Source organism: uncultured Parasphingorhabdus sp., from assembly GCF_963975555.1.
Lineage (GTDB): Bacteria > Pseudomonadota > Alphaproteobacteria > Sphingomonadales > Sphingomonadaceae > Parasphingorhabdus.
Window position 1 is genome coordinate 95,403 of record NZ_CAXBHH010000002.1, and the last position, 13,090, is coordinate 108,492.

Here is a 13,090-nt window from a genome sequence, read left to right on the forward strand (position 1 = left end):
CGAGCGATGCAAGAGCATCGCCACCACCCCAACCCCTCCTCTGAAGAAGAGGGGCTTTTTGTGAGCGTTATTCCTCCAAAAGACCTCTCCGAAGCCGATGCCGCCAACGAACTGATGCGCCTGGCGCGAACGATCGCGAAGCATAACAAGCTTTACCACGCCGAAGACACGCCGGAAATTTCCGATGCGGATTACGATGCGCTGGTGCGGCGGAATAACGAGCTGGAAGAGGCCTTCCCGCATCTGGTGCGGGAGAATAGTCCGAACAAGCTGGTCGGGGCGGCGGTGGCGGCTTCGCCTTTGTCGAAGGTCACCCACGCGCAGCGGATGATGAGCCTCGACAACGGTTTTTCCGACGAGGATATCGCCGAATGGCTGGCGCGGGTGCGGCGGTTCTTGAATCTGGACGAGGGCGCGCCGGTGGCGGTGACCGCCGAGGACAAGATTGACGGGCTGTCCTGCTCGCTCCGTTACGAGAAGGGCGAGCTTGTGCTCGCCGCGACGCGCGGGGACGGGCAGGTTGGTGAGGATGTGACCGCCAATGTGCGGATGATTTCGGATATTCCGCAGCAATTATCCGTTCGTGCTGAGCCTGTCGAAACACAGCCTTCGGACGAGGGGGACCCTTCGACAAGCTCAGGGCGAACGGTTTTCTCCAAAATCCCCGACCTGTTCGAAATTCGTGGTGAAGTTTACATGGCCAAGGCCGATTTCGCCGGGCTAAACGAGCGGCTGATGGACGAAGGCAGGGCCGATGCGGAGACCAAGGGCGTCGATTTCGATCCGGAAAAAATTCGCCAGTTCGCCAATCCGCGCAACGCCGCTGCCGGTTCGCTGCGTCAGAAAGACGCCAGTGTCACCGCCAAGCGGCCGCTGAAATTCTGGGCGCATGGCTGGGGCGTGCATAGCGAAGTGCCGGGCGAGACGGCGTTTGACGTCATGAAGGCAATTGAAAGCTGGGGCGTGCCGGTTTCGCCGCTGGTCAAGCGCTTCGAAACGCTCGACGAGATGCTCGCCCATTTTCGCCATATCGAGGCGGAACGGGCCGATCTGGATTATGATATCGACGGCGTGGTCTACAAGGTTGACCGGCTCGACTGGCAGCAGCGGCTTGGTTTTGTCGCCAAGGCACCGCGCTGGGCATTGGCGCATAAATTCCCGGCGGAACAGGCGCAGACGACGCTGGAGAGTATCGATATTCAGGTCGGGCGTACCGGCAAGCTGACCCCGGTGGGGCGTCTGAAACCCGTCACCGTGGGCGGTGTGGTGGTGTCCAACGTAACATTGCACAATCGCGATGAAGTCGAACGGCTGGGGGTGCGACCCGGTGATCGGGTGGTGATCCAGCGAGCAGGGGATGTAATCCCACAGGTCGTGGAAAATCTGACCCGCGACGAAGAACGCGAACCTTATCATTTTCCGGATCATTGCCCCGAATGCGGCAGCGAAGCCGTCGCCGAGGAAGGCGAGGTTGATGTGCGTTGTACCGGCGGCCTGATCTGCCCGGCGCAGCGCTTCCAGCGTCTGGCGCATTTTGTCTCGCGGGTGGCGCTGGATATCGACGGACTCGGTGAGAAAAGCATTGCTGAATTTATCGAAGCAGGCTGGCTTGAAAGCCCCGCTGATATTTTCCGCCTGCATAAGCATCGCGCTGAAATCCTTGCCCGCGAAGGCTGGCAGGACAAGTCTGTGGATAATCTGTTGGCGGCTGTGGAAAAGAAACGCCAGCCGGACGCGGCACGGCTGTTGTTCGGATTGGGCATAAGGCATATTGGTACGGTGACGGCGAAGGATTTGCTGAAGAATTTCAGGACTTTGCCGCGGTTGCGGGAAGTTGCGGAGATTGCGCAAGAATCGGCAAAATACCGTTCGTCTCGAGCGCAGTCGAGAGACGGTGATGACGCGGATCCCGGTGTCTCGAACTCGCTCGACACAAACCGCGAGGCTTCGCCCGATCCGACCGGAACGGAAGCGGGTGATGCGGCGTGGGCGGAAATTACGTCGATTGATGGCGTGGGCCCGACGGTGGCGGAGGCTCTGGCTGATTTCTTCCATGAGCCGCATAATCGCGCCGTCTGGGAAGCCCTGCTCGGCGAAGTATCACCCCCCGATTATATCGTCGAAACCCGCGACAGCGCGGTGGCCGGAAAGATCGTGGTCTTCACCGGCAAGCTGGAAACCATGAGCCGCGACGAAGCCAAGGCACAGGCCGAGGCTCTGGGCGCGAAAGCTTCAGGGTCGGTTAGTGCAAAAACCGATCTGGTGGTCGCTGGACCGGGTGCAGGGTCGAAAGCGAAGAAGGCGGCGGAACTGGGGATCGAAGTGATAGACGAGGCTGCTTGGGCGGAGATTGTCGCCGCGGCGGGTTAGGTTTTACGAAAATCATCCCCGGTCATTTTTGAAAGGGATATAAGTTGAAATTTCCAGCGATAGCCATGGCGCTTTTCATAATTGGTCTTTCACCTTTGCACGCACGGGATAGCATCACGTCCGAACCGCTGACGATCGGAACCTCCTATCTGGTCTCGACCCATGGGGTCGAGCGACGCGTGAATGTCGTGCTTCCCGCCGATTATGACAAGAGCGACAAGACTTATCCCGTTTTGATCATGCTGGATGCCGGATTGCAGCAGGATTTTTACCTGAGCCTTGGCATGGAGCGCTGGAACCAGCTTTGGCAGCGCAGCGCACCGGTCATCTTCGTCGGTGTCGAAACCGTCGATCGCCAGAGAGAGTTGCTGCCACCAACCGGTGCAGAGGCCGAAATGGAACGCTATCCCACAGCGGGAGAAAGCGCTGCCTTTCGCAAATGGTTGTCGGCCTCGATTCTGCCCTTGGTAAGAGGCCAATATCGGGACGACGGCCGCGCATTTCTGGCCGGGGAGAGCGCTGCTGGACATTTTGTCGCCGAAACCTGGGCGGTCGCGCCAGCCTTGTTCGATGGCTACGCGGCCCTGTCGCCCAGCCTGCAATGGGACAGTCAAAGCCTGTCGCATAGTCTGGCTGGCATGGAGAAGCAGGATCGGCCGCCCTTGTTCATTTCGCTCGCCGACGAAGGCGGGGAGACCGAGGAGGGGGTGCTTCGCTTTGTTGCGGAGGCAGGCTCTAACCTGTGCTTTGCCGACCGGCGCACCGAATTGGCCCATGCCACCACGCTGCACGGTTTGTTACCGGAAGCTTTGCAATATCTTCTGCCGACAAAAGCCGACTGGCTGGAGGAATATGGCCTGACATTGCGTTGCAGTGATAAAATGGGTGACTGAATAACGCTGTGGCGTGGTTCGATTGTTTCGGACGCTCTTAAAGGAGGCACCGTTCACTCCGCGCCTTCCGGAAACCAGCGCATCACGCCGCCCTGGAACGGGGTCCATCGCCCGGTGCGGATACCCGCCTGTTGCAGGACATCGCTGGTCCAGTTGTTGCAGGTGTAGAAGGCGCTATAATGGCCGTTGGCCTCGTAAAAGAGGTCATCCTTGCCATAGCCGGGCGTCGGCAGGGCGCGATACTGATCGTCGAGGACGAAGCGCGCTTCTATCTCCCTGGCGATTTTGCGATATTCGGCTTCGCTGACTTTCAGGCGGCGGCGGTAATAGGGATAAGCCTGTGGATATTTCAGGTGATAGACGTGGATAAGTACGTCATCGCTGCCCCAAATTGCGCTTAGGGCATCGGCGGGCCGGAGGCCGGTCCATCGGGGGGCGTTGCGATAGACGCCCTCATGGCCCCAGCCGATCAGGATATGGCTGCCATAAAGCGACGGGTCCGCCAGATGTTCGGGGCGGATCAGAGGCGTCCAGTCGTGGACATCGCTCCGGATCGGCATGATGATACCGGTGTGCAGGCCGTTGGTTTCGATGAACAGTTCGATGCCGTCATCGGGGCTCTGCCAGTTCTGGTTGGCGGGGAGCAGGCTGCCGCACAGCGCCGCCAGCAGATAGAGGGCAATGACGGTGCCCAGCGCAATGACCGTCCGTTTCAACCATTTGAGCGAGCTAGTTGCCATGGAAACCTTTTTTGCTGTAAGATGCGGTCATGCCAAGCACCCCCGAAACCGAAACCCATGTCTATGACAAGCCGCCAGCACACGCAAATGCCGACTGGACGATCGATCAGGACTGGAAAAGCTATTCCGCTGAAGATCACGAGACATGGGACATATTATTCGCCCGCCAGCAGGAGATGCTGCCGGGCAGGGCGGCGCAGGCGTTTCTCGACGGCATCGATATATTGAATCTGTCGCGGCCCGGCATTCCCGATTTTGAAGAGCTCAACCGGATATTGATGGATGCCACGGGATGGCAGGTTGTTGCGGTTCCCGGACTGGTGCCCGATGATGTGTTTTTCGACCATCTCGCCAACCGGCGCTTTGTCTCCGGCAATTTCATCCGGCGGCGTGACCAGCTCGACTATCTGCAGGAGCCGGATATTTTTCACGATGTCTTCGGCCATGTGCCGATGCTCGCCGACCAGAGGTTCGGGGATTATATGGCGGCTTACGGACGCGGCGGGCTGCGGGCATTGAAATTTGGCACGCTGAAACAGCTGGCGCGGCTTTACTGGTATACCGTGGAATTTGGTCTGATCCAGGAAGCAGGAGGCTTGCGCATCTATGGCGCGGGCATCGTTTCCAGCTATGGCGAGAGCGTCTTCGCGCTCGACGATCCCAGCCCCAACCGGATCATGTTCGATCTCGAACGGGTGTTGCGCACCGAATACCGGATCGACGATTATCAGCAGAATTATTTTGTCATTCCCAGTCTCGACGAACTGCTGCGCGTGACCGTGGAGACCGACTTCAAGCCGGTTTATGACAAGATTGTGGACTTGCCCGATATCAAGATTGCCGAGATTGTGGCGGGTGACGAGGTGCTGACCGAGGGTACACAGACATATGCGCTTTCGAAGGCAGGGGAAGCTATGGTCGTTTAATCGCGCACCGATCCGTGGCGAGCGCCCGCATTGGACTCACGCGAAGCCGCGAAGCCGCGAAGCCGCAAAGCGACTGCTCGCATAGATCCAGCCTTTGTGGCTTTGTGTCTTTGTGCGAGCCCTGACAATATTGCGCCTCACCGAAGACTTTACAGCAGAGACCGGTTTTATTTTCTGTGACCTTTGCCCTGAAGCGGCAGTTCTCCTGCCTTTTCCTGCCTTCAGCCGGGGGTCGAGTGTGACCTTCCAATTAAACCGGTTCGGACGCACTATTCTGACATCAATCAGCTCCGCTGTTCCTTTTCAGAATGTCAAAGAGCCTGTTCCCCGCATATCGTACGAGCCGCGGAGAAAATAAGCGATCGGGTCGGGTGTAGGAAAGCGGTTTTCCAGAGTCGGGGGCCTGATCACTTTCATCTCTGTCACCCCAGCGCAGGCTGGGGCCCACCCCGATTTTGAATGAGGGGGAGTGTTTCCTACTGGTCGCAATTGGTTTGGGTGCCAGCCTTCGCTGGCATGACGGGAGCGGGGAGGCGTTGTTCTGGTTCAAGAGAATCCAGCTATCAGTGAACTATACTCAAACCACCCCCGGCCGCAAATTTGGGAGATGGACCGCAAAGCGAGTCACACGGCTTGCTTTGCCCTTCGCAGGATAACAACCCTAAATCTCCCCGAAATAATCCGGTGCCAGCGGTGATTTCCTCTGGTGCGCTTTGCGGCGCCAGCCGTATTTTTTTGATTTGACCAGAGTCAGGCTCGGCCATTCATTGTCCAGTTGCGTGTGTCGCAGTCTAAACCCTTCGCGGACATAGGCGCGGACGACTTCGGCTTTCTGGCGGCTCAGCAGACCGGCGAGCAGGAGCACGGTTCCGGTGGTTGCTGCGGCGGCGATTTGCGGGGCGAGGCCGACAAGGGGACCGGCTAATATATTGGCGATGATCAGGTTATAGGGTGCGCGTTGCTTCAACGCCGGATGATCGAGGCCATTGCTCTGGACCAGCCGGATCTGGCTGCGGCGATTGCCCAATGGAATCGCGTTCTGACGGGCATTTTCCCCGGTGACCGTGACCGAGATCGGGTCAATATCGCTGGCGATGAGCTTGGCGTCTGGCCAGAGATGGTGGGCAGCAAAGGCGAGTAGGCCGGTGCCGGTGCCGATATCGGCAATATTGCGAAACCGGTGGCCGGTTCGCTTGAGCCGGTCGAGGCTTTGCAGGCAGCCCATTGTGGTTTCGTGATGGCCAGTGCCAAAAGCCTGTCCGGCGTCTATGCAGAGATTGGTCAGCTTCGGATCGGCGGACGGCTGGTCGCTCGACGTATGAACGAGGAAACGTCCGGCGCGCAAGGGCTCTAGGCCTTGCTGGCTCAGCGTCACCCAGTCCTCGTCTTCGAGCATCTCGACGACCGGCTCGAAAGCGGCTGCTTCGGCAGAGGGCGACAATTGCAGCAGATTGTCGATCAGCGCCGCATCCGGTTCGATCTGGCAATAGACGTCGATCACCCATGCATCAGGGGTTTTGGAATCGATTTCGCTGGCGACAATCGTCGGGGTGGAATCGCTGCCCGCAATGAACAACTGGTCTTCCGCCAGCATGTCCGCTTCGGCTCGGGTGCAGGGGAGCGATACTTTCCAGGTCGTGGTCAACGCGGCCACCGATCAGCCATTGCCATTATCCTGTTCCAGCTTGTCACTGGCTTCCATCCATTTTACTTCGGCTGCGTCGAGCTTGTCCTGCGTTTCGGCGCGGAGCTTCATCAGGTCGGTCATCGACAGGTCGGCATGTTTCGGATCGGCGGATGCCGGATCGAACATCGCGCGGTCAATGGCGGAGACTTCCTCGCCGAGGACCTTCATCTGCTTTTCCGACGCGGTGACGGTCTTGCGCAATTCCCCTTGCTGCTTGCGCCGTTCGGCGGCTGCGCGGCGTTCTTCCTTGCGGTTGCCGCCGCTGCCCTTGCCGCCCGCTGATCCCGGCTGGTTCTTGCCGAGAACAAAATCGGTATAATCCTTGAGCGTGCCGGAAAATTCCTCGGCCTTGCCGCTGTCGACCATCACCAGCCGGTCGGCGGTGAGTTCAAGCATATGGCGGTCATGGCTGACCAATATGACGGCGCCGCTATATTCGTTGAGCGCGTGGACGAGGGCTTCGCGCGCATCGACGTCGAGATGGTTCGTTGGCTCATCGAGGATCAGCAGATGCGGGGCATCGCGGGTGATCATCGCCAGCGCCAGACGGGCGCGTTCGCCGCCGGACAGCTTGCCGACCAATATCGTCGCCTTGTCGCCGGAGAAGCCGAAGCGGCCGAGCTGGGCGCGTACCGCTCCCGGCTTGGCATCCTTCATCAGCCGCGTCATATGTTCGAGCGGGGTGTCCGAGGTGTCCAGTTCCTCGACCTGATATTGAGTGAAATAGCCGACGGTCAGCTTGCCCGATTTGTTGATCGAGCCTTTTTTCGGTTCCAGCTGGCTGGCGAGGAGACGGGCGAGCGTGGTCTTGCCGTTACCGTTCCGGCCGAGCAATGCGGTCCGGTCGTCCGGGTCCAGCCGCATGTTGAGGCCGGAGAGAATGATATTGTCGCCATAGCCGACCGAAGCGTCATCCAGCGTGATCAGCGGCGGTTTCAATTCTGCGGGGCTGGGAAAATGGAAAGTCAACGAGGGGTCGTCAATCGCTTCAGCAATCGGTTCCATGCGGGCGAGTGCCTTGACGCGGCTCTGCGCCTGTTTCGCGCTATGCGCCTTGGCGCCCCAGCGGGAGACGTAGGATTGCAGCTTCTCGCGCTGGGCAATCTGCTTCTCGCGCGAGGAAGCGAGCTGTGCCTGCCGTTCGGCCCGCTGCTTCTCGAACGCATCATAGCCGCCCGGATAGAGGGTGGTTTTACCGTGCTGGAGGTGCAGAATATGGTCGACCACATTGTTAAGCAGGTCGCGTTCGTGGCTGATAACGAGGATCGTCGCCTGATAGCTGGTCAGGAAATTCTCCAGCCACAGAGTCGCTTCGAGGTCGAGGTGGTTCGAGGGTTCGTCGAGCAGCAATAGTTCGGGTTGCGAGAATAGCAGAGCCGCCAGAGCGACGCGCATCCGCCAGCCACCGGAGAAACTGTCCATCGGCTGTTGCTGGGCCGCTTCGTCAAAGCCAAGGCCGATCAGGATCTTGGCCGCACGCGCCGGAGCGCTATGCGCTTCGATCATGTTCAGACGTTCGTGAATTTCGCCGATCCGGTGCGGGTCGGCGGCGGTTTCGGCTTCCTCAAGCAGGGAAGCGCGTTCTGTGTCCGCTGCCAGCACGGTGTCCAGCGGACTATCCTGTCCGGCGGGCGCTTCCTGGGCGATATAGCCCATGCGCGCGTCCTTGGGCATGTCGACGCTGCCGTCGTCGGGCTCGAGAAATCCTGCAATGACCTTCATCAAGGTCGACTTGCCCGCGCCATTGCGGCCGATCATGCCGACGCGCGCGCCGGGGGGCAGTGCAGCGGTCGCACCATCAAGGATCACAGTGCCGCCGAGGCGCACGGTTATATTACTGAAATTAAGCATGGGCAGCCGTTAGCGGAGCAAGTGCATTAGTGCAAAAGATAGCGTAAAAAACTTCACGTGCAAATGCAGGCTGATAGGCTCATATTATCCGTTCTATTGATTTTGCAGGAGTTTTGCTTTGTTTTCAGGTCGCACCGCTACGCTGTTTTCTGCCACTGCCATGATGATTTGTGCCCCCGCCTTCGCCCAGGCTGCGGATCAACCGACAGAGATAAGCGCCGAGGAAATCACCCGGACCGTCAAAACCATGACATTGGACCAGTTTGAAGGCCGTGCACCGGGTACAGCAGGCGAAGACAGGACAATCGGCTATCTGATCGGTCGATTCGAGGCTCTGGGGCTTGAACCCGGCGGTGTCGACGGTACTTGGACGCAGCCGGTGCCATTGTTGCACACGGCTCTCGGTACGCCGGACAGGCTTTCGTTTTCCAGCAAGGGCAAAAGCACGGCGTTACATGCCGGCAAGGATATCTATGTGTCGACGCTGCAGCCCAGAGACCGGGCGGTGGTCGAGGACGCGGAAATGGTTTTTGTCGGCTATGGCGTGACCGCGTCCGAGCGGGGATGGGACGATTATAAGGATGTGGACCTGAAGGGAAAGGTCGCGGTCTTTCTGGTCAATGATCCTGATTTTGCCGCCGCTTCCGACGAAGCCGTTGCGGACAAATTCGGCGGCCGTGCGATGACCTATTACGGCCGATGGACCTATAAATTTGAAGAAGCATCGCGGCGCGGCGCCGTTGCTGCGCTGATCATCCATGAAACCGAAGCAGCTGGCTATGGCTGGAGTGTGGTTGAAAGCCCGCAAGGCGAGAATTACGGCATCGCCAAACCGGACGGAGAAATGACGAGTCTTGCCTTGCAAGGTTGGATAAGCGATGAAGCCGCGCAAAAACTGTTTGATGGCGCAGGACTGGATCTTGCGAAATTGCGGGTCGCGGCGAGAAAGAGCGATTTCAAGCCGGTGGCTATCGACAGCAAATTCGCGGCTTCTTATCCGGTGAAACAGGAGGTGGTGAAAAGCCAAAATGTGTTCGGCAAAATCACCGGCAAGGCGCGGCCGGACGAAACCATCATCTTTGGCGCGCATTGGGATGCCTATGGCGAAGGACCGCCCGACGAAGACGGCAACGTCTATCGCGCCGGTGCCAATGACGACGCGCTCGGGATTGCAGGGATCATGGAAATAGCGCGCAAGTTCAAATCCATGCCGCAGCCGGACCGGACGATCGTGATTGCCGCATGGAGCGCCGAAGAGCGCGGACTGCTCGGTTCCGAAGTCTATGCGCAGGCTCCTATATATCCGGTGGAAAAAACCGTAGCCAATCTGGCGATCGATGTTCTGCAAACCGCTGGCAAGGCGAAGGACGTCATATTGGTCGGCAAGGGGCAGGGGACGCTCGAAGATGATCTGGCCAAGTTTGCAAAATTGCAGGGGCGTGTGGTGACCGAAGAAAGCCTGCCCGAGCGCGGTCTGTTTTTCCGCGCGGATCATTTCTCGCTTGCCAAACGCGGTGTGCCGGTGCTGCTGATGATGAGCTTGGCGGGTGCCTCCGATCTGGTCGAGGGCGGCAGGGCAGCGGGCCAGAAGTGGATCGATGACTATACCGGCAAATGCTATCATGCGGCCTGCGATGCCTGGTCGCCGGACTGGAATCTGACCGGCGCGGTGCAGGATATCGATGTGATGTTCGACATCGGCAATAGCCTTGCCTATTCGAAGGACTGGCCGGAGTGGAAGGCCGGTTCCGAATTCAAGGAACTGCGCGATGCGAGCGCCGAAGCGCGGCAGTAGGCAGGTATCTTGAACCGCTCCGAGGCAGCTTATGGGACATTACGTATAGGTTCTTGCTGTCACTAACCTAACGAACGGCACATGAGCTTTGCCGAAACCGATATGCGCGACGGGATATTATATTGGCAATGCTGACGGAATTCTCTGGGGAGTGGCTGATTTACCGCGATCTAGCGATCGCATTGGCGGCGGGCTTGCTGATCGGTGTCGAGCGCGGATGGACGATGCGCGACGAGCACAAGGGCGCCCGGGTCGCCGGGATTCGTACCTTCGGTCTGATCGCCGGTGTCGGCGGTCTGGTCGCGCTGATTGCGCAAAGCCTGAACCTGATAATGGCGGCGATCCTGCTTGCCGGCATAGTGATCATGTTGGGATTCAGTCACGCCAAGACGATCCACGAACCGGACGGGCGCAGCATCACCAATTTTGTGGTCTCGCTTTTGACTCTCTGTCTCGGGCTTCTGGCGGGCAGCGGTTATCCGGCGCTGGCCATGGCCGGAGCGGCGATTACGACCGGGCTGCTGTCGATGCGCTCGGAGCTTCATGGGTTTCTGGGCAAGCTCGGGTCGACCGATATCAATGTCATGATCCGCTTCGCCCTGATCGCGCTTGCGGTTCTGCCGTTTCTGCCCGACCGCGATTTCGGGCCTTATGATGCGTTCAACCTGCAGCAATTATGGTTTGTTGTCATATTGGTCACTGGCCTGTCTTTCACCGGCTATGTCGCCAACCGGATTTTTGGCGAGGCGCACGGGACGGTTGTGACCGCGGTTATTGGCGGCGCTTATAGTTCCACCGCGGTAACCGCATCGCTGGCCCAGCGATTGCGCGGCGAAGAGAGCAACAGGCGCACATTGTCGGCGGGCATCGCTCTGGCCTCGGCGGTGATGTACGTCCGGGTATTGCTGCTGACCTTCATACTCGCGCGTTTTGCCTTTGTGCCGCTGGCGATGATCCTGACACCGGCCGCGCTGGTGGCCGCTGTCATCGGGTTGCTGCAGCTGCGCCGTAGCGGGGCCGCCAAAACCGACAAGAGCGTCGAAACGCGCAACCCCGTGCGCTTGCTGCCGGCTTTCTTCTTTGCGCTGACGGTGGCGGCAATGTCGCTGGCGGCGCGGTGGGCGGAGGCCGAATTCGGCACCAGCGGGATTGCCTATCTGGTCCTGATCATGGGATCGTTCGATGTTGATGCCGCGATAATAACGCTGGGGGCGTTGCCGCCGGAGACGATATTATCCAATCTTGCCGGCTTCGTGCTGGCGATGACGGTATTGGCCAATATGCTGTTCAAGACCGGCGTGGCCGGTTTTACCGCAGGCTGGAAGAAAGGGCGCTCCGCCGTCGCCGCTCTGGCCGCGAGCAGCATTGTTCTGGCTATTGCCGGTCTGGTGAGTTTTGTGGCGTTTGATATCCACTTCTGAAGTCTAGGCTCTAGCTAGCTGTTCGCCGCCAGCCAGATCGTATGTTTCGCGCCTTTGCCGTTGCTGCGCGCCGGGACCGTATTCACATCGACGGTAAAACCTGATTTTTTCAGTCGCGACGTAAAGCGCGTATCGCCTTCGCTAGACCACACCGCCAAAATTCCGTTGGAGCGGAGCGCTTTCTTGGCCTTGGCCAGGCCAGCGATGCTGTAGAGCCGGTCATTGGCTTCATGGGTCAGGCCATCCGGACCATTGTCCACGTCCAGCAATATGGCATCATATTCGCGGTCTGCCTTGTTGATCACATCGCAGACGTCGCCGGTGGTGATGGTGACGCGGCTGTCGTCGAGACATTTGCGCGACAGATCAGCCATCGGCCCGCGCGCCCATTTGACGATGGCGGGGATCAGTTCGACCACTTCCACATGCGCTTGCGGTGGCAAAACCGACAGAGCCGCACGCAAGGTAAATCCCATGCCATAGCCGCCGATCAATATCCGCGGGTTTTTCACTCCGAGGCGTTTGCAGGTGAGGGTGGCTAGCGCCTCTTCCGATCCGCTGAGCCGGCTGTTCATCAGTTCGATGCGTCCGAGCATGATCGAATATTCGTCCGCGCCCTTGAGCTCTCGGCGGAACAGCCGGAGTTCGTCGCCGCCGGGGATGGGCGCTGTGTCGAGAAGTTCGCGAGCGATCATCGGACAAAACTCGCGCCATTGGCGTCTAGTACCGCGCCGGTCATGCTGGGCGGGGCATCGAGCGCGCAAAAGCGAGCGATCGAGGCGATTTCCTCGGGCTGGGCGACGCGGCCAAGCGGGATGTCGGCGAGCAATTTGTCGCCGCCGCGGCTTTCCAGATAATCTTCGGCCATACCGGTCATGGTGAAACCGGGGCAGATCGCAAAAGCCAGTATCTCGTTCTTCGCATAGGCTCTGGCGATAGTCTTGGTCATCGCCACCATGCCGGCCTTGGACGCGGCATAATGCCAGTGGTCGGGGCTGTCGCCGCGATAGGCAGCGCGGCTGGCGATATTGATGATCCGGCCCGGTTTGTCTCGCTGCTGGAAATGCAGGACAGCATGGCGGCACAGCTCTGCGGAAGCGGTCAGGTTGATGGTCATCGTCCGGTTCCAGCTTTCCAGCCAGTCATCGCTCGCGATCGGATTGGGGTCGAACAGGCCGGCATTGTTGATCAGCACGTCGATGCGACCGTCCAGCCGGTCCAGCGCCTCTTCCCAGAGCCGATCAGCTGCGCCTTCCCGAGAGAAATCAGCCGCGAGCAGGCCATTTGCGCCCGTCGTGCTCTGGCCAACGGCCGTGACATTGTCCCGATCCAGCGATTCGACGATGGCCTTGCCAATGCCGCGGCTGGCTCCGGTTACCAATATATGTGTTTTTGCTTTGCTCATGC

10 protein-coding genes are annotated in these 13,090 nt (G+C 59.3%); 5 read left to right on the plus strand and 5 right to left on the minus strand.

What is annotated here, in order from left to right; all coding sequences use genetic code 11:
- The first annotated feature begins 60 nt into the window (after positions 1-60).
- Together ligA and AAC060_RS05870 are read left to right on the plus strand one after the other, a co-directional pair.
- Positions 61-2,370 (plus strand): NAD-dependent DNA ligase LigA, encoded by a 2,310-nt coding sequence (gene ligA / locus AAC060_RS05865; RefSeq protein ID WP_339823999.1) that lies wholly within the window; start codon positions 61-63, stop codon positions 2,368-2,370.
- Between the two features lie 44 nt (positions 2,371-2,414).
- Positions 2,415-3,263: an alpha/beta hydrolase-fold protein gene (locus AAC060_RS05870; RefSeq protein WP_339824001.1), complete on the plus strand. Its 849-nt coding sequence runs from the start codon at positions 2,415-2,417 to the stop codon at positions 3,261-3,263.
- 53 nt (positions 3,264-3,316) lie between these two features.
- On the opposite strand, the gene AAC060_RS05875 is transcribed toward AAC060_RS05870, so the two are convergent.
- Positions 3,317-4,003 carry a TIGR02117 family protein gene (locus tag AAC060_RS05875; RefSeq protein WP_339824002.1) on the minus strand — a complete coding sequence of 229 codons (687 nt, stop codon included), beginning with the start codon at positions 4,001-4,003 and terminating at the stop codon, positions 3,317-3,319.
- Between the two features lie 29 nt (positions 4,004-4,032).
- Here AAC060_RS05875 and phhA point away from each other — a divergent pair, with 29 nt between their 5' ends.
- Positions 4,033-4,929 (plus strand): phenylalanine 4-monooxygenase, encoded by an 897-nt coding sequence (phhA, locus tag AAC060_RS05880; protein ID WP_339824003.1) that lies wholly within the window; start codon positions 4,033-4,035, stop codon positions 4,927-4,929.
- Between the two features lie 661 nt (positions 4,930-5,590).
- On the opposite strand, the gene AAC060_RS05885 is transcribed toward phhA, so the two are convergent.
- Together AAC060_RS05885 and AAC060_RS05890 are read right to left on the minus strand one after the other, a co-directional pair.
- Positions 5,591-6,583, minus strand: a complete 993-nt coding sequence (locus AAC060_RS05885; RefSeq protein WP_339824004.1) for a 50S ribosomal protein L11 methyltransferase — start codon at positions 6,581-6,583, stop codon at positions 5,591-5,593.
- Between the two features lie 3 nt (positions 6,584-6,586).
- Positions 6,587-8,467 (minus strand): ABC-F family ATP-binding cassette domain-containing protein, encoded by a 1,881-nt coding sequence (locus AAC060_RS05890; protein ID WP_339824005.1) that lies wholly within the window; start codon positions 8,465-8,467, stop codon positions 6,587-6,589.
- Between the two features lie 163 nt (positions 8,468-8,630).
- Between AAC060_RS05890 and AAC060_RS05895 the strand changes: the two genes are divergently transcribed.
- Together AAC060_RS05895 and AAC060_RS05900 are read left to right on the plus strand one after the other, a co-directional pair.
- Positions 8,631-10,262 (plus strand): M20/M25/M40 family metallo-hydrolase, encoded by a 1,632-nt coding sequence (locus AAC060_RS05895; protein ID WP_339824710.1) that lies wholly within the window; start codon positions 8,631-8,633, stop codon positions 10,260-10,262.
- Between the two features lie 128 nt (positions 10,263-10,390).
- Positions 10,391-11,683 carry a DUF4010 domain-containing protein gene (locus tag AAC060_RS05900; protein WP_339824713.1) on the plus strand — a complete coding sequence of 431 codons (1,293 nt, stop codon included), beginning with the start codon at positions 10,391-10,393 and terminating at the stop codon, positions 11,681-11,683.
- Positions 11,684-11,697: 14 nt separating this feature from the next.
- Here the strand turns inward: AAC060_RS05900 and AAC060_RS05905 are convergent, their stop codons facing one another.
- Both AAC060_RS05905 and AAC060_RS05910 read right to left on the minus strand, forming a co-directional pair.
- Positions 11,698-12,378, minus strand: a complete 681-nt coding sequence (locus AAC060_RS05905) for a spermidine synthase (protein WP_339824006.1) — start codon at positions 12,376-12,378, stop codon at positions 11,698-11,700.
- A complete protein-coding gene (locus tag AAC060_RS05910; protein WP_339824007.1) occupies positions 12,375-13,088 on the minus strand; it encodes an SDR family oxidoreductase in 714 nt (237 codons plus the stop codon). The genes AAC060_RS05905 and AAC060_RS05910 overlap by 4 nt, the downstream gene beginning before the upstream one ends.
- Positions 13,089-13,090: the final 2 nt, after the last annotated feature.

Coding starts and splice junctions, on each gene's coding strand:
- AAC060_RS05890 (WP_339824005.1), bottom strand. CDS start 8,467: ATGCTTAATTTCAGTAATATAACCGTGCGCCTCGGCGGCACTGTGATC.
- AAC060_RS05905 (WP_339824006.1), bottom strand. CDS start 12,378: ATGATCGCTCGCGAACTTCTCGACACAGCGCCCATCCCCGGCGGCGAC.
- AAC060_RS05875 (WP_339824002.1), bottom strand. CDS start 4,003: ATGGCAACTAGCTCGCTCAAATGGTTGAAACGGACGGTCATTGCGCTG.
- AAC060_RS05895 (WP_339824710.1), top strand. CDS start 8,631: ATGATTTGTGCCCCCGCCTTCGCCCAGGCTGCGGATCAACCGACAGAG.
- AAC060_RS05900 (WP_339824713.1), top strand. CDS start 10,391: ATGCTGACGGAATTCTCTGGGGAGTGGCTGATTTACCGCGATCTAGCG.
- phhA (WP_339824003.1), top strand. CDS start 4,033: ATGCCAAGCACCCCCGAAACCGAAACCCATGTCTATGACAAGCCGCCA.
- AAC060_RS05910 (WP_339824007.1), bottom strand. CDS start 13,088: ATGAGCAAAGCAAAAACACATATATTGGTAACCGGAGCCAGCCGCGGC.